Source organism: Pseudomonas sp. EGD-AK9, assembly GCF_000465935.2.
Lineage (GTDB): Bacteria > Pseudomonadota > Gammaproteobacteria > Pseudomonadales > Pseudomonadaceae > Aquipseudomonas.
Genome location: NZ_AVOF01000030.1, coordinates 14,198 through 33,637, shown reverse-complemented (window position 1 = coordinate 33,637; position 19,440 = coordinate 14,198). Strand labels below are relative to the sequence as shown.

General features: G+C 66.8%; 20 protein-coding genes. 14 read left to right on the top strand and 6 right to left on the bottom strand.

Translation table 11 applies throughout. The annotated features are described in order from the left end of the window. Both N878_RS01480 and N878_RS01475 read left to right on the top strand, forming a co-directional pair. Nucleotides 1–338, top strand: a 338-nt coding sequence (locus N878_RS01480) for a 2Fe-2S iron-sulfur cluster binding domain-containing protein (protein ID WP_031302556.1), incomplete at its 5' end; no start/stop codon positions are given. Beyond that, nucleotides 296–1,417: a fatty acid desaturase gene (locus N878_RS01475; protein WP_051365791.1), complete on the top strand. Its 1,122-nt coding sequence runs from the start codon at nucleotides 296–298 to the stop codon at nucleotides 1,415–1,417. The genes N878_RS01480 and N878_RS01475, both read left to right, overlap by 43 nt. Nucleotides 1,418–1,500: 83 nt before the next feature. Here N878_RS01475 and N878_RS01470 read toward each other — a convergent pair whose 3' ends face one another. Next, entirely contained in the window at nucleotides 1,501–1,932 is a 432-nt protein-coding gene (locus N878_RS01470; RefSeq protein ID WP_021441908.1) for a hypothetical protein, read from the bottom strand. Between the two features lie 288 nt (nucleotides 1,933–2,220). On the opposite strand from N878_RS01470, the gene N878_RS01465 reads away from it, so the two are divergent. The 7 genes from N878_RS01465 (at nucleotide 2,221) to N878_RS01435 (ending at nucleotide 10,747) form a co-directional block, all read left to right on the top strand. Then, the gene (locus tag N878_RS01465; protein ID WP_021441907.1) at nucleotides 2,221–3,117 is read left to right on the top strand and encodes an AEC family transporter; all 897 of its coding nucleotides are present in this window, start codon (nucleotides 2,221–2,223) and stop codon (nucleotides 3,115–3,117) included. Between the two features lie 250 nt (nucleotides 3,118–3,367). Continuing rightward, the gene (locus tag N878_RS01460; RefSeq protein ID WP_031302555.1) at nucleotides 3,368–3,874 is read left to right on the top strand and encodes a TRAP transporter small permease subunit; all 507 of its coding nucleotides are present in this window, start codon (nucleotides 3,368–3,370) and stop codon (nucleotides 3,872–3,874) included. Beyond that, a complete protein-coding gene (locus tag N878_RS01455) occupies nucleotides 3,874–5,199 on the top strand; it encodes a TRAP transporter large permease subunit (RefSeq protein ID WP_021441905.1) in 1,326 nt (441 codons plus the stop codon). Before N878_RS01460 ends, N878_RS01455 begins: the two co-directional genes overlap by 1 nt. Nucleotides 5,200–5,331: 132 nt before the next feature. Next, nucleotides 5,332–6,369, top strand: a complete 1,038-nt coding sequence (locus N878_RS01450) for a TRAP transporter substrate-binding protein (RefSeq protein ID WP_021441904.1) — start codon at nucleotides 5,332–5,334, stop codon at nucleotides 6,367–6,369. A gap of 341 nt (nucleotides 6,370–6,710) precedes the next feature. Further along, nucleotides 6,711–8,084, top strand: coding sequence for a glutamine synthetase family protein (locus N878_RS01445; RefSeq protein WP_021441903.1), 1,374 nt, complete (start codon nucleotides 6,711–6,713; stop codon nucleotides 8,082–8,084). A gap of 96 nt (nucleotides 8,085–8,180) precedes the next feature. Beyond that, nucleotides 8,181–9,569: an aldehyde dehydrogenase family protein gene (locus N878_RS01440; protein WP_021441902.1), complete on the top strand. Its 1,389-nt coding sequence runs from the start codon at nucleotides 8,181–8,183 to the stop codon at nucleotides 9,567–9,569. An 8-nt stretch (nucleotides 9,570–9,577) separates the two neighbouring features. Then, nucleotides 9,578–10,747 carry an iron-containing alcohol dehydrogenase gene (locus N878_RS01435; RefSeq protein ID WP_031302554.1) on the top strand — a complete coding sequence of 390 codons (1,170 nt, stop codon included), beginning with the start codon at nucleotides 9,578–9,580 and terminating at the stop codon, nucleotides 10,745–10,747. A gap of 4 nt (nucleotides 10,748–10,751) precedes the next feature. Here the strand turns inward: N878_RS01435 and N878_RS01430 are convergent, their stop codons facing one another. The 5 genes from N878_RS01430 to N878_RS01410 all read right to left on the bottom strand — a co-directional run bounded on the left by N878_RS01430 (nucleotide 10,752) and on the right by N878_RS01410 (nucleotide 13,961). Next, nucleotides 10,752–10,958, bottom strand: a complete 207-nt coding sequence (locus N878_RS01430) for a hypothetical protein (RefSeq protein ID WP_021441900.1) — start codon at nucleotides 10,956–10,958, stop codon at nucleotides 10,752–10,754. 95 nt (nucleotides 10,959–11,053) lie between these two features. Continuing rightward, nucleotides 11,054–11,587, bottom strand: coding sequence for a hypothetical protein (locus tag N878_RS01425; protein ID WP_021441899.1), 534 nt, complete (start codon nucleotides 11,585–11,587; stop codon nucleotides 11,054–11,056). A gap of 55 nt (nucleotides 11,588–11,642) precedes the next feature. Then, a complete protein-coding gene (locus N878_RS01420; RefSeq protein WP_021441898.1) occupies nucleotides 11,643–12,125 on the bottom strand; it encodes a hypothetical protein in 483 nt (160 codons plus the stop codon). Then, the gene (locus N878_RS01415; protein ID WP_031302553.1) at nucleotides 12,126–12,482 is read right to left on the bottom strand and encodes a DUF6152 family protein; all 357 of its coding nucleotides are present in this window, start codon (nucleotides 12,480–12,482) and stop codon (nucleotides 12,126–12,128) included. Nucleotides 12,483–12,695: 213 nt separating this feature from the next. Beyond that, nucleotides 12,696–13,961 carry an Hsp70 family protein gene (locus tag N878_RS01410; RefSeq protein ID WP_021441896.1) on the bottom strand — a complete coding sequence of 422 codons (1,266 nt, stop codon included), beginning with the start codon at nucleotides 13,959–13,961 and terminating at the stop codon, nucleotides 12,696–12,698. Nucleotides 13,962–14,106: 145 nt separating this feature from the next. On the opposite strand from N878_RS01410, the gene N878_RS01405 reads away from it, so the two are divergent. The 5 genes from N878_RS01405 (at nucleotide 14,107) to benC (ending at nucleotide 19,440) form a co-directional block, all read left to right on the top strand. Continuing rightward, the gene (locus tag N878_RS01405) at nucleotides 14,107–14,952 is read left to right on the top strand and encodes an IclR family transcriptional regulator (RefSeq protein WP_021441895.1); all 846 of its coding nucleotides are present in this window, start codon (nucleotides 14,107–14,109) and stop codon (nucleotides 14,950–14,952) included. 296 nt (nucleotides 14,953–15,248) lie between these two features. Next, the gene (locus N878_RS01400; RefSeq protein ID WP_021441894.1) at nucleotides 15,249–16,205 is read left to right on the top strand and encodes an AraC family transcriptional regulator; all 957 of its coding nucleotides are present in this window, start codon (nucleotides 15,249–15,251) and stop codon (nucleotides 16,203–16,205) included. 291 nt (nucleotides 16,206–16,496) lie between these two features. Continuing rightward, complete coding sequence (benA, locus tag N878_RS01395; protein WP_021441893.1) at nucleotides 16,497–17,858, top strand: benzoate 1,2-dioxygenase large subunit; 1,362 nt, start codon at nucleotides 16,497–16,499, stop codon at nucleotides 17,856–17,858. After that, nucleotides 17,859–18,347 (top strand): benzoate 1,2-dioxygenase small subunit, encoded by a 489-nt coding sequence (gene benB / locus N878_RS01390; RefSeq protein WP_021441892.1) that lies wholly within the window; start codon nucleotides 17,859–17,861, stop codon nucleotides 18,345–18,347. It abuts the gene before it with no gap. An 82-nt stretch (nucleotides 18,348–18,429) separates the two neighbouring features. After that, nucleotides 18,430–19,440 (top strand): benzoate 1,2-dioxygenase electron transfer component BenC, encoded by a 1,011-nt coding sequence (gene benC / locus N878_RS01385; protein ID WP_021441891.1) that lies wholly within the window; start codon nucleotides 18,430–18,432, stop codon nucleotides 19,438–19,440.

Sequence of the window (19,440 nt, the reverse complement as noted above, 5' to 3'; positions counted from 1 at the left end):
AGGCCGGGTGGCAGGCGGCGGGGCGCGGCGCCAGCCTGCAATGGGAAAGCTTCAGTCCGCCGGCGCCGCTCGACGGCACCGGCACGGTGCGCCTGGGCTTTGCCCGCAGTCGTCAGCAGGCCGCCGGCAACACTGGCCAGAGCCTGCTGGAGCAGGCCGAGGCCAACGGCCTGCGGCCGGCCCATGGCTGCCGCCAGGGCATCTGCGCCAGTTGCACCTGCACCCTGCTCGCCGGCGCGGTGCGCGACCTGCGCAGCGGCGCGCTGTTCGCCGAGCCGGGGCAGCCCATTCGTCTATGCATCAGCGCCCCCCATGGGGATGTGGAGATCGACCTGTGAACAACCGCCCCGACCGCGAACTGAGTCCGGCCGAGCTGCAGGCCTTCGGCGCCGAACTGGACGCCCTGCGCCGGCGTACCCTGGACGATCTGGGCGAGGCGGATGCGCGCTATATTCGCCGGGTGCGCGGCGCCGTGCGCCTGTGCTGCTGGAGCGGGCGCGCGCTGCTGATGTTCGGCTGGTTTCCGCCGACCTGGCTGCTCGGCAGCCTGCTGCTGGGCCTGGGCAAGATCCTCGAGAACATGGAGCTGGGCCACAACGTCATGCACGGCCAGTACGACTGGATGAACGACCCGGAATTCGCCGGTCGCCAGTACGAGTGGGACATAGTCGGCCCGGCCGATTTCTGGCGGCACACCCATAATCACGTCCATCACAGCTACACCAATGTGCTGGGCATGGACGACGACGTCGGTTACGGCGTGGTGCGGCTGTTTCCCGAGCAGCGCTGGAAGCCTTTCTACCGCTGGCAGCCGCTGTGGGTGACGATCCAGGCGCTGCTGTTCCAGTACGCCGTGGCCATCCAGCATCTGCGCCTGGACCAGCTGCTCAAGGGCCGTATCGGCCAGGACGAGGTGCGCCCGCTGGCGCGCCGCTTCGGCGCCAAGCTTGCGCGCCAGTGGGGCAAGGACTACCTGGCGTTTCCGCTGCTGGCCTTGCTGCTCGGCGCCAATGCCCTGGCCGTGCTGGCGGGCAATCTGCTGGCCAACCTGCTGCGCAACCTGTGGACCTTCCTGGTGATCTTCTGCGGCCACTTCACCGAGCAGGCGGCGGTGTTTGCGCCGGCGGTGCTGCAGGGCGAGACGCGTGGCCACTGGTACCTGCGCCAGCTGCGCGGCTCAAGCAACCTGAGCGGCGGGCCGCTGCTGCATATTCTCACCGGCAACCTCAGCCACCAGATCGAGCACCACCTGTTCCCCGACCTGCCGGCGCGGCGCTATGCCGAACTGGCGCGCGAGGTGCGCCAGATCGCCGCGCGCTACGGCCAGCATTACAACTGCGGCAGCCTGTGGGCTCAGTTCGGAACCGTGCTGCGGCGCATCTGGATCTACCGTTTGCCCGCTGCAGGAAGGGCGTGACTCGCCATTTGCACGCGTGGCTCGCGCGAAAGGGCATAAAAAAGCCCGGCATGCGCCGGGCTTGGGGGGTGTTGCGATAGGGCTCAGGCCGTGCGCCCGCGTTGCTCGATCAGACGATCGGCGCCGCCTTCGGCCAACTGCACGCGTTGGGCGCCCGGGGTGCGCTCGTAGCCGCCTTCTACCAACTGGATGCGCTGGCTGCCGGGGGTGCGGTCGGAGCCGTCCTCGGCCAGTTGGATGCGTTGGGCGCCGGGGGTGCGCTCGTAGCCGCCTTCCACCAGCTGAATGCGCTGGCTGCCGGGGGTGCGGTCGGAGCCGTCTTCGGCCAGTTGGATACGTTGGGCGCCCGGCGTGCGCTCGGCACCGTTCTCGGCCAGCGGCGCGATGGGTTGCTGTTGCACTTGGCTGTCCTTGGCTTCGCCCACCAGAGGGAAGGGCGCGCTGCTCGGCGCGGCGAAAACGCTGGTGGTCAGCAGGCTAAGGGCCAGGGCGGCGAGGGTCAGTTGGCTTTTCATGTCGATGTCTCCGTAGGGAGTGATAAGTGACTTCGGGGCCAATTGTTCGGGACATGCGCGCAGATAAGAACTTGACTGGCCTGATAGTGACCATCGACCCTGTTGATGCAGGCTGAAAAGGCTCTGCAACGCGGCTTTCAGCTCGTGTCCAAGGCCTTGCCAGGAGGTTTTGCAGGGGGGGGCGGCGCGCGCTCGTCGGGTCGCATCCTCGGCCTGCCGCGCGTATGCTTGGCGCCCCTTGCGCGGGCCGCTTCCGGTTGACGCGATTTTCTGGAGGCAGGTGCACCCATGCTCGCGGTACAGGCGATTCTGCCGATCTTCGCCCTGATCGTTCTCGGCTATCTGTTGGGCTGGCGCCAGTGGCTCACCAGCGAGTCGGCGGCCGGCCTGGCCAATATCACCTTCAAGCTGTTCATGCCGACGCTGCTGTTCGCCGGCATCGCCAAGGCGTCGCTGGCCGAGGGCCTGTCGCCGATGCTGCTGGCCTACTACCTGCCGGTGCTGCTGGTGTTCGCCGCGGTCAACGCGCTGGCCCACTGGCGCCGCGGCACGGCGTCGCCGCTGGGGCTGGTGGCGGCCTTCTCCAACAACGTGCTGGTGGGCATTCCGCTGATCGCCAGCCTGATGGGCAACGACGGTCTGCTCTACGTCTTCGCCATCCTGGTGTTCCACAGCCTTACGCTGTTTTCCCTGCACAGCTTCTACGCCGCCTTTGGCAGTCAGGAGCGGGTCGACGGCCGCGCGCTGCTGAATAACCTGGCCAACCCGATGATCATCGGCCTGGCGCTCGGCGCCTTGCTCAACCTGTCCGGGCTGGTGGTGCCGGAGAGCCTGTGGCGGGCGGTGACCTGGCTGGGCCAGGCCGCCTTGCCCTGCGCGCTGATCGTGCTCGGCGCCAGCCTGTCGCGCTACCGCCTGCGCCCCACCGGCGAGGCCTGGGGCGTGGCGCTGGCCAAGCTGGCGCTGTTCCCGGCGCTGGTCTGGTGGCTCAGCGGCCAGCTGCCGGGGCTGAACGACACGGCGCGCACGGTGCTGGTGCTGCTCGCCGCCTGCCCCAGCGGGGTCAACGTGATGGCCTTTGCCCGCAACGCCGAGGACAGCCGCAGCGTCAGCGCGGCGATTTCGCTGTCGACCCTGCTGGCGGCGATCAGCTTGCCGCTGTGGATGCTGGCGGTGGGCTTCTGATAACCGGCGGCTGTGTGCCGATCATGGCCAGATGCCCCTGGAATAGGCCCGCTGCGCACCGCCTCGGTGCTCGCCGCCTTCCTGGCGCGCTGCGGCTCTAGCCCGGTAGTTTTCAAGCCGTTGATTTTGTTCGGGGAAGGGCGCGGCCAGGGTGGCTGGCGCGTTTCCTGCTATGGCCAGGCGGGGCGGTTGGCTTTGGCGAATCTTCGTCTAGGCTGACGAGATAACGAACAAAAAAGCAGGAAACTGCATGCGCAAGGGCATTCGAGCTTTCGTCCGGGTCGTGGACGCATTCAACCGGAGGGTCGGGCGTTTCGCCATGTACCTGATCTTCGCCATGCTGGCGGTGCTGCTGTATTCCTCGATCAGCAAGACCTTCTTCACCCCCTCGATCTGGACCCTGGAAAGCGCCCAGTTCCTCATGGTCGCCTACTTCCTGCTCGGCGGCGCCTACTCGATGCAGCTCGACGCCCACGTGCGCATGGACCTGGCCTACAGCCACTGGTCGCCACGCACCCGCGCCGTGGTCGATGCGATCACCGTGTTCATGCTGATCTTCTACCTGGTGCTGCTGCTGATCGGCGGCATCTCCTCCACCGAATACGCCCTGGAATACCAGGAAACCAGCTACTCGGCCTGGTCGCCCTATATGGCGCCGATCAAGATCGTCATGTGCTTCGGCATCGCCCTGATGCTGCTGCAGGCCATCGCCACCTTCTTCAAGGACCTCTACGCGGCCCGCGGGGAGACGCTGTGATGAGCTACGAGCTGATCGCACTGCTGATGTTCTCCTCGATGATGCTGCTGCTGCTCACCGGCAAGCGCGTGTTCGGCGCCATCGGCTTCGTCGCCGCCGCCGCCGCGCTGCTGCTGTGGGGCGACGGCGGCTCGGAGATGGCCTTCAGCGCGGCGATGAAACTGATGAAGTGGTACCCGCTGCTGACCCTGCCGATGTTCGTGTTCATGGGCTACATGCTCTCCGAGTCCGGCCTGGCCGAAGACCTGTACAAGATGTTCCACGTGTGGATGGGGCCGCTGCCGGGCGGGCTGGCCATCGGCACCATCGGCCTGATGGTGGTGATCTCGGCGATGAACGGGCTGAGCGTGGCCGGCATGGCCATCGGCGCCAGCATCGCCCTGCCCGAGCTGCTGCGCCGCGGCTACGACAAGATCATGGTCACCGGGGTGATCCAGGCCGGCAGCTCGCTGGGCATCCTCATTCCGCCCAGCGTGGTGCTGGTGCTGTACGGCATGATCGCCCGGCAGCCGGTCGGCCAGCTGTGGCTGGCCGGGGCCATTCCCGGCCTGCTGATGGCGTGCCTGTTCGTGCTCTATATCGTCGTGCGCTGCCGTCTGCAGCCACAGCTCGGCCCGCCCCTGGCCGAGGCCGAGCGGCTGCAGGTCAGCCGCCGGGAAAAGCTGCTGCTGCTGCGCGCCGGGCTGGCGCCGCTGTTCATCTTCTTCGCCATGACCGGGCTGTTCCTGCTGGGCTACACCAGCCTGGTGGAAAGCTCCGCGGTGGGCGCCGCCGCGGCCATGCTGATGGCGCTGGTCAAGCGCCGGCTGAACCGCCAGGTGCTGGAGGAGACGCTGCGCAAGACCCTGGCCATCAGCTGCATGTTCATGTGGATCATCCTCGCTGCGCTGTGTTTCGGCGCGGTGTTCGACGGCCTCGGTGCGGTGCGGGCGATCGAGACCTTCTTCGTCGACAGCCTGCACCTGGGGCCCTGGCAGATCCTCATCATGATGCAGCTGTCGTTCATCATCATGGGCATGTTCCTCGACGACACTGCCATGCTGGTCATAGTCGCACCGCTCTACATTCCGCTGGTCGGCGCGCTGGGCTTCGACCTGGTGTGGTACGGCGTGCTCTACACCATCACCTGCCAGATCGCCTACATGACTCCGCCGTTCGGCTACAACCTGTTCCTCATGCGCGCCATGGCCCCGCCCGAGGTGAGCCTGCGCGACATCTACGTCTCGGTCACCCCCTTCGTGCTGGTGATGGTCCTGACCCTGATCCTGGTGATGGTTTTCCCGCAGCTGGCGCTGTGGTTGCCGCAGCTGCACTACGGCGGCTGAGCTTCGGAAATCGGCGCGCCTGGCGCGCCAGCAGTCGAGCCGGCGCCTGCCGGTCACTGGCAAGGCCGCTGCGGCTGCGGCGGTAATGAGCGGTTGTATTGCATCTGCATCGACACTATTGGAGAGAACAGCATGAGTACGAGACGCGATTTCCTGAAAACCGCCGCGGTCGGCACCGCCGCCCTGGGTTCGGCGCACATCTACGCGCAGGAGCCGAAGAAGATCACCTGGCGCCTGCAGACCTACGCTGGCCCGGCGCTGGCCGAGCACGTGATCAAGCCGTCGATCGACGCCTTCAACAAGGCCGCCAACGGCCAGATGGAGATCCAGCTGTACTTCGCCGACCAGCTGGTACCCACCGGCGAGCTGTTCCGCGCCATGCAGCGTGGCACCATCGACGCGGTGCAGAGCGACGACGACTCCATCGCCGCGCCGGTGGACGTCTCGGTGTTCGGCGGCTACTTCCCCTTCGCCACCCGCTACAGCCTCGACGTGCCGGTGCTGTTCGAGCAGTACGGCCTCAACGACATCTGGGCCGAGGCCTACGGCGAGGTCAAGGGCGTCACCTGGCTCGGCGCCGGCGCCTGGGACCCCTGCCACTTCGCCACGGTGCAGCCGATCACCAAGCTCGACGACCTCAAGGGCAAGCGCATCTTCACCTTCCCCACCGCCGGCAAGTTCCTCGCCCGCTTCGGCGTGATCCCGGTGACCCTGCCCTGGGAAGACGTCGAGGTGGCGGTGCAGACCGGTGAGCTGGACGGCATCGCCTGGTCCGGCATCACCGAGGACTACACCGTCGGCTGGGCCAACGTCACCAAGTACTTCCTCACCAACAACATCTCCGGTGCCTGGATCGGTTCCTACTTCGCCAACTCGGACAAGTGGGCCGAGGTGCCCGAACACCTCAAGACCCTGTTCAAGCTGTGCATGGACAGCTCCAACTACTACCGTCAGCACTGGTACTGGGGCGGCGAGGCGCAGCTGCGCGTGGAGGGCGGCAAGCTGCAGCTGACCTCCATCCCGGCCGAGGAGTGGGCCACGGTGGAGGCCGAGGCGCTGAAGTTCTGGGACGAGATCGCCAAGACCAGCCCGCGCTGCGCCAAGGTGGTGGACATCTTCAAGAAGTACAATGCGCTGATGGCCAAGGCGGGAGCGCCTTATCGCGGTTGAATCCGGCGGCTGTCAGGTGAGGCCATGCGCCCGTACCGCGAGGTACGGGCGCGGTTTTTTATGGCGCCGCCCGCTGCCCTGTGTAGGTGTCGCGGGGTCGCCCACGAACCGCAGTCGCCGCAAGGTCATCGCCAGTCGTCCTGAGGCCCTTGCGCCGCCCCCCGCAGATTTTTCCCGCCCCAGCCCTGCCAGCCCGGCAATCCTGTACCACACTCAATGGGCCTGAAACGGACGCTGTGAGAGGCGTCGCGCTGTGCCCATGCGCCGCCGGCCTAGGCGGTCATGGCTGCCCAGCCGCTCGCCCAACCCGCCCGCCATAACAACAAGACACAGGGGTTAGCATGTTCAAACCACGGGATGTAAAGACCCTGGGCGATGCCCGGCGCATCGTCGAGGAGCGTGGCCTGAGCCACGTGAAAGTCGGTCTGTTCGACAACGATGGGGTGATGCGCGGCAAGTACATGAGCCGCAGCAAGTTCTTCTCCGCCCTGGAGCACGGCTTCGCCTTCTGCGACGTGGTGCTCGGCTGGGACGTCAAGGACCAGCTCTACGACAACGCCCAGTACACCGGCTGGCACACCGGTTACCCCGACGCGCCGGTGCGCATCCTGCCGCACACCTGCCGTGAGATTCCCTTCGAGAACGGCATGCTGCTGTTTCTCGCCGAATTCGACCAGCAGGCCGAGGCGGTGTGCCCGCGCGGCACCCTGCGGCGGGTGGTCGAGCGCTGCCAGGGCATGGGCTTCGAGCCCTATGCGGCGCTGGAGTACGAGTTCTTCATGTTCGACGAGACGCCGGAGTCGGCGCGGGCCAAGGGCTTTCGCGACCTCAAGCCGTTCACCCCGGACTGGTTCGGCTACTCGATGATCCGTAACTCGGTGCATGCCGAGCTCTACCACCAGATCCTCGAGATGGGCGAGAGCATGGATTTTCCCATCGAGGGCCTGCACACCGAGACCGGTCCCGGCGTGCTGGAAGCTGCCATCGCCTATGACCGCGCCGAGGCGGCGGCGGACAAGGGCGCGCTGTTCAAGACCTTCATGAAGGTGCTGGCCCAGCGCAACGGCCTGATGGCCACCTTCATGGCCAAGTGGTCGGGCAAGTACCCGGGGCAGAGCGGGCATATCCACGTCTCGCTGCGCGACCGCGCGACCGACAAATCGGCCTTCTACGACCCCAGCCAGGCGCACAACATGAGCAAGCTGCAGCGGCATTTCCTCGCCGGCCAGCAGCGCCTGATGCCGGAATTCCTGTGCATGGTGGCGCCGACCCTGAACAGCTACCGGCGTCTGATTCCCGGGTTCTGGGCGCCCACCGACGCCACCTGGGGCGTGGAGAACCGCACCGCGGCGCTGCGGGTGATACCCGGCAGCGACAAGTCGCAGCGCCAGGAGTACCGCCTCGGCGCCGCTGACGGCAACCCCTTCCTGGCGCTGTCGGTGGCCATCGGCTCGGGGCTTTACGGGATCATGCAGGAGTGGGAGCCGACCGCGCCGGTCAGCGGCAACGCCTATGCGGTCAAGCATCCCGAGGAGCTGGCGCTGCCGCGCACCCTGTGGGATGCGGCGCAGCGCCTGAAGGCCTCGCAGGCCGCGCGCGAGCTGTTCGGCGACGCCTTCGTCGAGCACTTCGCCGCCAGCCGCGAATGGGAAGAGCGCGAGTACCGCCGCCATGTCAGCGACTGGGAGCTGGATCGCTACTTCGAAATCATCTGATACCCCATTCCCCTAGCCTGGATGCAATCCGGGGCGCTGTTGCCGAGTGTCCCCGGCATGCATCCAGGCCACGCGGGCAGGTTTCTGGAGCACCTTATGAGCAAGCTGCAATGCATTTCTCCCATCGACGGCTCGGTCTACGTCGAGCGTCGTCTGGCCTCCAACCCCGAGATCCAGGCCGCGCTGGCCCGGGCCGAGCTGGCGCAGCAGACCTGGAAACGCACGCCGCTGAGTGAGCGCATCGCCATCGGCCGGCGCGCCATCGCCGCCTTCGCCGCACGCGAGGCGCAGCTGGCCGAGGAACTGTGCTGGATGATGGGGCGGCCGATCCGTTACGCCGCCGGCGAGATCCGCGGTTTCGTCGAGCGCGCCAGCCATATGGCCGATATCGCCGAGGGCTCGCTGGCCGACATTCGCCTGCCGGACAAGCCCGGCTTCACCCGCTTTATCCGCCGCGAGCCGCTGGGCGTGGCGCTGGTCATCGCACCCTGGAACTACCCCTACCTGACCGCGGTGAATGCGGTGCTGCCAGCGCTGCTGGCGGGCAACGCGGTGCTGCTCAAGCATTCGGCGCAGACCCCGCTGTGCGCCGAGCGCATGGTCGAGGCCTTCGCCGAGGCCGGCCTGCCCGAAGGCGTGTTCCAGTACCTGCACCTGAGCCACGGTGACACCGAGGCGCTGATCCAGGCGCCGAGCATCGCCCATGTCGCCTTCACCGGCTCGGTGCCGGGCGGGGCCATGGTCGAGCGGGCGGCGGCCGGGCGCTTTATCAGCGTCGGCCTGGAGCTGGGCGGCAAGGATCCGGCCTATGTGCGCGCCGACGCCGACCTGCAGCACGCGGTGGAAACCGCCATCGACGGCGCCTTCTTCAACTCCGGCCAGTCGTGCTGCGGCATCGAGCGCATCTACGTGCACGAGTCGCTGTACGACGCCTTCGTCGAGCAGGCGGTGGCGCTGGTGCGCCAGTACAAGCTGGGGCGCTCGGACGACCCGGAAACCACCCTCGGTCCGCTGGTGCGCAGCGACGCCGCCGACTTCGTCCGCGGCCAGATCGCCGAGGCGGTCGAGCAGGGCGCCAGGGCGCATATCGACCCGGCCGAGTTTCCCCTGGATGCGTCAGGCACGCCCTACCTGGCGCCGCAGGTGCTGACCGGGGTGCACCACGGCATGCGGGTGATGACCGAGGAATCCTTCGGCCCGGTGGTGGGCATCCAGAAGGTCGCCAGCGACGAGGAGGCGCTGGCGCTGATGAACGACAGCGAGTTCGGCCTGACCGCGGCGATCTTCAGCCGCGACGTCGATGCTGCCATGGCCCTGGCCGATCGGGTGGAGGCCGGCACGGTGTTTCTCAACCGCTGCGACTACCTCGACCCCGGCCTGGCCTGGACCGGGGTGAAGCACTCCGGGCGCGGCTGCACCCTGTCGCAGGTCGGCTACGAGCAGCTGACCCGGCCGAAATCCTTCCACTTCAAGACTCAGCTGTGAGGCGCGCCATGGACCTGAATCGATACCGCATGAACTGGAACTACCCCACCGCGATACGCGTCGGCGTCGGCCGCATCAGCGAGCTGGCCGAGTCCTGCCGCCAGCTCGGCATGCGCGCGCCGCTGCTGTGCACCGACCCCGGCCTGGCCGCGCTGCCGATGATCGACGCGGCGCTGCGCCAGTGCCGCGACGCCGGGCTGAAGGCCGGACTGTTCTCGGCGATCAAGGGCAACCCCACCGGTGGCAACGTGATGGACGGCGTGGCCGCCTTCAAGGCCGGCGGGCATGACGGGGTGATCGCTTTCGGCGGCGGCTCGGCGCTGGATGCCGGCAAGGCCATCGCCCTGATGGTCGGCCAGGCTCGTCCGCTGTGGGACTTCGAGGACGTCGGCGACAACGCCAGCCGGGTCAATGTCGCCGGCATGGCGCCGGTGGTGGCGGTGCCGACCACCGCCGGCACCGGCTCGGAAGTCGGCCGCGCCTCGGTGATCACCGATGACGCGGCGCATATCAAGCGCATCATCTTCCACGCGCGGATGCTACCGGCGCTGGTGATTCTCGACCCGGAACTGACGGTCGGCCTACCGGCGAAGATCACTGCCGCCACCGGCATGGACGCGCTGTCGCACAGCCTGGAGGCGTTCTGCTCGCCGCTGTTTCATCCCATGGCCGAGGGCATCGCGCTGGAAGGCATGCGCCTGGTGCAGCAGTACCTGCCGCGGGCGGTCAGTCAGGGCACCGACGTCGAGGCGCGGCTGCAGATGCTGGTGGCCTCGAGCATGGGCGCCACCGCCTTCCAGCGTGGTCTCGGTGCCATGCACGCTCTGGCGCATCCGCTGGGGGCGCTGTACGACGCCCACCACGGCCTGCTCAACGCGGTGCTGATGCCCTACGTGCTGGTGGCCAATCGCGGCGCCATCGAGGCGCAGATGGAGAAGCTGGCGCGCTACCTGGCGCTGCCGGGCAGCGGCTTCGACGCCGTGCTGGACTGGGTGCTGGCGCTGCGCAGCGAGGTGGGCATCGCCCACAGCCTGGGCGAGATCGGCATCGACGACGCGCGCATCGAGCAGGTCGGGCGCATGGCCGAGGTCGATCCCTCGGCCGGCACCAACCCCATCGCCTTCAGCGCCGCGCAGTACGCCGCGTTGTTCGAGAAGGCGCTGCGCGGGGTGTTGTAGGCGATTACTGGTCGGCGGCGTCCAGTTGCTCTTGCAGGCGCTGCTGGGCCTGCTGATTGACCTGGTCGATCTGCTGCTTGAGTTGTTCCATCTGCTGCTGCTTTTGCGCCGCGTTCTGCGCCTGCAGGGTGGCGGTGGTGGCAGTCTCGGCACCGCCGCAAGCGACGAGCAGCAGGGGGCTGAGCAACAGGGCGAGGCGGATCGGGCGCATGGTATCTCCGGAGAAAGAGTGGGCCGCGGGATAGGCGCGATTAGCGCCCTCTCCCATTTATGGGAGAGGGCTGGGGAGAGGGCAAGCCCTGTGGCTTATTCCCCCGCCTGCGCCGCCTTCAAGGCCTCCAGCGCCGGCGCGGCGTAGATGCCCACTTCCACCGCCAGCTCCATCACCCGCGGCAGGTCGCTGGCGTACACCAGCACCGCCTGCAGCTCGTCGTCCAGCGGTTCGCTGAAGTCCACCAGCACATAGCCGCCGGTTTCCGGCGACAGTGCCGAGAGCTGCACCTGGATGCGATTGAGCGCGGTAAGCGGTTCGGTCTTGGCCAGTTGCTTGGCCTTGAGCACGAACGGCACCTGCGGGCCGAAGGACTCGGTGATCTGCTGGAACAGCTCCTGGTAGCTGTCGGCCTGGAACAGCACGGTATCCGGCAGGCTGCCGACCACCACCCATTCGCCCAGCGGGATGGGGAAGTCGTCGTCGTAGTTGACGTCGGGGTTGGCGGCGAGGAAGGTGGCCGGGTCGGCATAGGCCTGCGCCGCTTCGTCGGCGATGCGGGCGATCTCGTCCTCGGGCAGGCAGCCGGAGCTTATCTTGGCGATCAGTTCTTCCAGCTGGGCTTTCATCGGGGCATTCCTGTTGGGGGGCGAAGGCGCGCAGGATAAGGCAAAGCGCGCCGGGCTAGAAGTAAGCCAGGAGGCGGCCGAGGCTCATCACCAGTAGCCAGGCCAGCAGCGACAGCGCAGCCTGCAGCCGACCGAGCAGCGGTGCGCGCCCGTCCCAGTCGCTCAGCCGGGCGCTCCACAGATGCCGAAACAACAGGGCGTTGCCGATACCCAGGGCGATCAGCAGCAGCTTGAACTGCAGCAGGCGGTTGCCGAGCAGTGGCCCGGCGTCGGCGGCGAACAGGCAGAAGCCGCTGCCCAGCAACAACAGCAGGCCGGCCACCGCCAGCGGCGTCAGCGCGCGCGACACCGCCGCCAGCGGGAAACCGCGACCGGCACCGAGCAGGCGTGCATCGAGCAGCAGCATGCTGCCGAGCAACAGCACCAGGCCGAGCAGATGCAGCAGGTTGAGCGCCGGGTAGAGCAGCGTCGAGCCGCGCATCTGCTCGCCCAGGGCCGAGGCCTCCAGCCAGGCGGCCCAGGCGGTCAGCACGTCCATCTAGCGCAGTTCGATGGTGCGGCCGTCGACGATGATGCGCTCGGCGCGGATCTCCGCGGTGCCGTCCTTGCGCGGGTAGCCGACTATGGTCACGGTCTTGCCCGCAGTCAGGTCGGCTTCCTGCAGGCCGCGGGCCTGCAGGCGGCTGAGCGGGGCGAGGATCACCAGCCAGCTGCGCCCGTCGTGCTCGATGCTCACGTCGGCGTGGGGGTTGCGGTAGTGGACCTGTTGCAGCGGCACTTCCAGGGTCAGGGTCCGATCGGCGTCGTAGGAGCTCCAGCCGTGGTGGGCCTGGGCGAGGGCGCCGGCCAGCAGCAGGCCGAGCGCGGTGGCGAGGAGCAGCAGTTTCTTCAGCATGGCGGTCACCCGGTGTGGCTGTTGAACACCGGGTAAACCTAGACCCTGCAGCCCGCGCCGCGGCGGGTGGGCAGCATTTGGAAACAGAATCGGCCGGCCCCCGGTAGATTGTCGCTGCGCGCCGTGAAGCCCAACGGCGGGCCGGCGGACGACCTCGTTGGGCTTCGTCGCGGGCTCCTCAGCCCAACCTTCGGTCTCCGGACGCAACGCGCCTTAGCCGTAGCGCTTCTTCGCCTCGATGGCCAGGCCGCTGCCGATGCTGCCGAAGGTGTTGCCTTCCACGCTGCGCGCATTGGGCAGCATGGCCGCCACGCTCTGGCGCAGCGCCGGCACGCCGCTGGATCCACCGGTGAAGAACAGCGTGTCGACCTGCTCTGCGGCGATACCGGCATCGGCGAGCAGCTGGCCGAGGCTGGCGCGGATACGTTCCAGCAGCGGCTCGATGGCCTCTTCGAACAGCGGCCGGCTCAGTTCGGCGACCAGCCCCGGCTCCACGCGCGACAGGTCGATGGCGCGCGCGTCCTGCTCGCTCAGGGCGATCTTGCTGTCTTCCACCTGCATCGCCAGCCAGTGCCCGGCGCGTTGTTCGATCAGGCCGAACAGGCGGTCGATGCCGGTGGCGTCGACTATGTCGTAGCGCATGTTCTGCAGCGCCAGCTGGGTCTTCTGCGCGTACAGCGCGTTGATGGTGTGCCAGGTGGCCAGATTGAGGTGGTAGCTGGTGGGCATGAAGGCGTCGCTCTTCATCCGGCTGCCGTAGCCGAACAGCGGCATCACCCCGGCCAACGACAGCTGCTTGTCGAAATCGGTACCGCCGATATGCACGCCGCCGGTGGCGAGGATGTCGTCCTGGCGCTCGGCCAGCTGGTGGCGCTCGGGGGCCAGGCGCACCAGGGAGAAGTCCGAGGTGCCGCCGCCGATGTCGACGATCAGCACCAGCTCCTCGCGGTCCAGGTTCGACTCGTAGTCGAAGGCCGCGGCGATCGGCTCGTACTGGAACGACACTTCCTTGAAGCCGAGCTGGTGCGCCACCGCCACCAGGGTGTTCTGCGCCTCCTGGTCGGCTTGCGCGTCGTCGTCGACGAAGAACACCGGGCGGCCCAGCACCACCTCGTCGAAGCTGCGCTCGGCCAGGCGCTCGGCGCGGCTCTTCAGCTCGCCGATAAAGAAGCCGAGCAGCGCCTTGAACGGCAGCGCGCTGCCCAGCACCGTGGTCTCGCTCTTCAGCAGCTTGGAGCCCAGCAGGCTCTTCAGCGAGCGCATCAGGCGGCCTTCGTAGCCCTCCAGGTACTCGTGCAGGGCCTGGCGGCCGTAGACCGGGCGGCGTTCCTCGGTGTTGAAGAAGATCACCGAGGGCAGGGTGATCTTGCCGTCTTCCAGCACCAGCAGGCTGTCCTGGCCGGGTCGCAGCCAGCCGACGGTGGAGTTGGAGGTGCCGAAGTCGATGCCGCAGGCGCGGGCGGGGGTGGAGAAGGGCATGGTGCGGACAGCCTGAGAAAACGGCCGCGCATTCTAGGGCAGGTCGTGCGGGCGTGCAGCACCGGGTATCAGTTTTCCGGGGATTTGCGATTACCGCACCGGGGTTCGATAATCGCCAGGCACTGTCGACCGCCCCGGAGGTTCCATGAGCGATACCCGTCCGCCCCTGTCCAGCCTGGCGCCGCCGCCCTACGTGTCGCCGGCCAAGCGCATCGAGGAGTTCGCCGGCGATCCCAATTTCATGACCTCCCTGGCCCGCGGCCTGGCGGTGATCAACGCCTTTCAGGAGCGCAAGCGCCACCTGACCATCGCCCAGATCAGCCACCGCACCGAGATTCCCCGCGCCGCGGTGCGCCGCTGCCTCTACAGCCTGATGAAGCTGGGCTACGTCACCACCGACGGGCGTACCTATTCGCTGCTGCCCAAGGTGCTGACCCTGGGTCACGCCTACCTGTCGTCGACGCCGCTGGCGGTGTCCGCCCAGCCCTATCTCGACCGTTTGAGCGAGCAGCTGCACGAGGCCTGCAACCTGGCCACCCTGGAAGGCGAGCAGGTGCTCTACATCGCCCGCTCGGCGATTCCGCAGCGGCTGATCTCGGTGGATCTCAGCGTCGGCAGCCGCCTGCCGGCCTACTGCACCTCCATGGGTCGCATCCTGCTCGCCGCGCTGGACGACGACCAGTTGCAGGACTACCTGGCCCACGCCGAGCTGCAGCCCAAGACCAGTCGCACCCTGCACACCCCCGAGGCGCTGTGGGAGTGCCTGCAGCGCGTGCGCCACCAGGGCTGGTGCATCGTCGACCAGGAGCTGGAGCAGGGCCTGCGCTCGCTGGCGGTGCCGGTGTACGACTCCGCCGGCCACGTGCTGGCGGCGATGAACGTCAGCACCCACGCCGGCCGCGTGCCGATCAGCGAGCTGGAAAAGCGCTACCTGCCGCTGATGCTCAGCGCCAGCCGCGACCTCAGCAGCCAGCTGTTTCGGCCTTCTTGAGCAGATCCTAGGGGGGATGACGCTTTTTACATCCACCAGGACGGTGGATCGATAAAGGGCGATCCACCCTAGGAGATCCTGCCTGATCCAGACGAAAGCGGGCGGTAATCGCCCGCCGCGATATTCGCCCAAGGTCCGATTGCCTAAGCTCGTCAGGCCGCTAACCTGTGCCGGTCAACCGTTGATCGGTTCGTGATCAGCGGCGGGCCATTTGCCTGTATCTATGGTTCGAGCGAGGAGGGCAGCCTTGGCCCGTCAGCACTCGCCATTTGATAACAATAAGAGCGCCCTGAGTTATGGACTGTCGTCTGCTCAACGAGAAGAGTCGGCTGTTCGCCAATGCCGACCCCTATGCGGTATCCGACTACGTCAACCAGCATGTCGGCTCGCATTGCATTCGCCTGCCCAACAGCGGCCGCCCGGCCGCCAGCCTCAGCCACCGCAGCTTCGCCAGCCTCGATCTGTGCCGTATCAGCTACGGCGGCAGCGTGCGCGTCACCTCACCGGCGCTGGAAACCATCTATCACCTGCAGATGCTGCTGCAGGGCCACTGCCTGTGGCGCGGCCACGGCCAGGAACACTACTTCACCCCCGGCGAACTGCTGCTGATCAACCCCGACGATCCGGTCGACCTGACCTATTCCGACGACTGCGAGAAGTTCATCGTCAAGCTGCCGAGCCAGCTGATCGAGCGCGCCTGCAGCGACAACCACTGGCAGCGTCCGGCCGACGGCGTGCGCTTCGCCTCGCGCCACCAGCTGCAGCAGCTCGAAGGCTTCACCAACCTGCTCGGCCTGGTCTGCGACGAGGCCGAGAGCGAGCAGTCGCTGCCCTCGGTGCAGGAGCACTACACGCGGATCATCGCCAGCAAGCTGCTCGGCCTGCTCGGCAACAACGTCAGCCGCGCGGAGCTGGCCGAGAGCAACCCCTCGTTCGAGCGCCTGGTGCAATTCATCGACGACAACCTCAAGCAGGACATCAGCCTCGAGCAACTGGCCCAGCTCGCCCATATCAGCCCGCGCTCGCTCTACGCGCTGTTCGACAAGCACCTGGGTACCACGCCCAAGCACTATATCCGCCAGCGCAAGCTGGAGCGGGTGCACGCCTGCCTCAGCGACCCCTCGGCCAAGGTGCGCAATATCACCGAGGTGGCGCTGGATTACGGCTTCCTCCACCTCGGCCGCTTCTCCGAGAGCTACAAGAGCGCCTTCGGCGAGCTGCCCTCCGATACCCTGCGTCGCCGCGAGTCCTGATCCCACGCATTTTCGATGCGCACGGCGCACCCTACGAGCGGGTAGCTTGTCCACCGATCAAACACGCGCCGTATCTCTTCCGGTTGGCTACAGGTGGAAAACGCTTCGCGGTTTTCCACCCTACGTTTTCCACCTTCCGAGTTTCTGCCCAGGCCACGGCTGACGCGGCTTCTACGACCTTGGTCGCACCCTGCAGAAAACGGATAAAGGTCCTGCACTAACTGGATATTGTCGGACAATCAGGCGGCATAGCCTTGGAACCGTTGAAACAATAACAACGGAGCCATGGCCATGAACCTGGGACTCGACTACCTCAATAGCCTGCTTGAAGAAGACAGGGACAAGGGCATTTTCCGCTGCAAGCGCGAGATGTTCACCGACCCCCGGTTGTTCGACCTGGAGATGCAGCACATCTTCGAGGGCAACTGGCTGTACCTGGCCCACGAGAGCCAGATCCCCAACGTCAACGACTACTACACCACCCACATGGGGCGCCAGCCGATCTTCATCGCGCGCAACAAGGAGGGTGAGCTCAACGCCTTCATCAACGCCTGCAGCCACCGCGGCGCCATGCTGTGCCGCTTCAAGAGCGGCAACAAGGCCAGCTACACCTGCCCCTTCCACGGCTGGACCTTCAACAACAGCGGCAAGCTGCTCAAGGTCAAGGACCCCAAGGAAGCCGGCTACCCCGACAGCTTCAACTGCGACGGCTCCCACGACCTGAAGAAGGTCGCCCGCTTCGAGTCCTACCGCGGCTTCCTGTTCGGCAGCCTGCGCGAGGACGTGGCGCCGCTCGAGGACTTCCTCGGCGAGTCGAAGAAGATCATCGACATGATCTGCGACCAGTCCAGCGAAGGCCTGGAAGTGCTGCGCGGCTCCAGCACCTATGTCTACGAGGGCAACTGGAAACTGCAGGCGGAAAACGGTGCCGACGGCTACCACGTCACCGCCGTGCACTGGAACTACGCCGCCACCCAGCAGCAGCGCAAGCTGAAAGAGGCCGGCGACGACATCCGCGCCATGAGCGCCGGCGGCTGGGGCAAGAAGGGCGGCGGTTTCTACTCCTTCGAGAACGGCCACCTGCTGCTCTGGACCCGCTGGGACAACCCGGAAGATCGCCCGCTGTTCGCCGACCGCGAGCGCCTCGCCGCCGAGTTCGGCGAAGCCCGCGCCGACTGGATGATCGGCCACTCGCGCAACCTCTGCCTGTACCCCAACCTGTACCTGATGGACCAGTTCGGCTCGCAGCTGCGCATCGCCCGGCCGCTGTCGGTGGACAAGACCGAGGTGACCATCTACTGCATCGCGCCCAAGGGCGAGAGTGCCGAGGCGCGTGCGCGGCGCATCCGTCAGTACGAGGACTTCTTCAACGTCTCCGGCATGGCCACCCCCGATGACCTGGAAGAGTTCCGCGCCTGCCAGCAGGGCTTCGCCGGCCGCGCCATGCAGTGGAACGACATGTCCCGCGGCGCCCAGCACTGGATCGACGGCGCCGACGACTCGGCCCGGGAGATCGACCTGCAGCCGCTGATGAGCGGCGCGCGTACTGAGGACGAGGGGCTGTTTGTGCTGCAGCACCACTACTGGCAGCAGCAGATGATCCAGGCGCTGCAAGAGCAGCAAGAGCAACTGATCCACGTGGAGGGTGCGTAAATGAGCCTTTCCTATGACGCCGTGCGCGACTTCCTCTACCGCGAGGCGCGCTACCTGGACGACAAGCAGTGGGACCAGTGGCTGGAGCTGTACGCGCCGGATGCCGAGTTCTGGATGCCGGCCTGGGACGATGCCGACCAGCTGGTGGAAAACCCGCAGACCGAGATTTCGCTGATCTGGTACGGCAACCGCAGCGGCCTGGAGGACCGGGTGTTCCGCATCCGCACCGAGCGCTCCAGCGCCACCATTCCGGATACCCGCACCTCGCACAACATCAACAATATCGAGATCGTCGAGCAGGGCGATGGGCTGACCAAGGTGCGCTTCAACTGGCACACCCTGAGCTTTCGCTACAAGACCGTCGATCACTTCTACGGCACCAGCTTCTACACCCTGGATACCCGCGGCGAGAACCCGCTGATCAAGGCCAAGAAGGTAGTGCTGAAGAACGATTACGTCAGACAGATCATCGACGTCTACCACATCTGATTCCGCTGCAGCGCTGCCGGCGGGAGCCCTCGGCTCCCGTCACGGGACCCTGCACGCCGCCAACCGCATAGCGAGGTGCGCCATGAGCCACAAGATCGCACTGAATTTCGAAGACGGGGTCACCCGCTTTATCGACGCCAACCTGGGTGAGACGGTGGCCGACGCCGCCTATCGCCAGGGCATCAATATCCCGCTGGACTGCCGCGATGGCGCCTGCGGCGCCTGCAAGTGCTTCGCCGAAGCCGGCCAGTACGACCTCGGCGAGGAATACATCGACGACGCCCTGAGCCAGGCCGAGGCCGAGCAGGGCTATGTGCTGACCTGCCAGATGCGCGCCGAGAGCGACTGCGTGATCCGCGTGCCGGCCTCCTCGCAGCTGTGCAAGACCCAGCAGGCCAGCTTCGAGGCGGCCATCAGCGCGGTGCGCAAGCTCTCCGACAGCACCATCGCCCTGTCGGTCAAGGGCGAGGCGCTGAGCCAACTGGCCTTCCTGCCGGGGCAGTACGTCAACCTGCAGGTGCCGGGCAGCGAGCAGACCCGTGCCTACTCCTTCAGCAGCCTGCAGAAGGACGGCGAGGTCAGCTTTCTGATCCGCAACGTGCCGGGCGGGCTGATGAGCAGCTTCCTGAGCAACCTGGCCAAGGCCGGCGACAGCATCAGCTTGGCCGGCCCGCTGGGTAGCTTCTACCTGCGCGAGATCAAGCGCCCGCTGCTGCTGCTGGCCGGCGGTACGGGCCTGGCGCCCTTCACCGCGATGCTGGAGAAGATCGCCGCCGAAGGCTGCGCGCACCCGCTGCACCTGATCTACGGCGTGACCCACGACCATGACCTGGTCGAGCTGGACAAGCTGGAAGCCTTCGCCGCGCGCATCCCCGGATTCACCTTCAGCGCCTGCGTGGCCAGCCCCGAGAGCAGCTACCCGCACAAGGGCTACGTCACCCAGCACATCGAACCCAAGCACCTCAACGACGGCGAGGTGGACATCTACCTGTGCGGCCCGCCGCCGATGGTCGAGGCGGTCAGCGCCTATATCCGCGAGCAGGGCATCGCCCCGGCCAATTTCTATTACGAGAAATTTGCCGCCAGCGCCTGA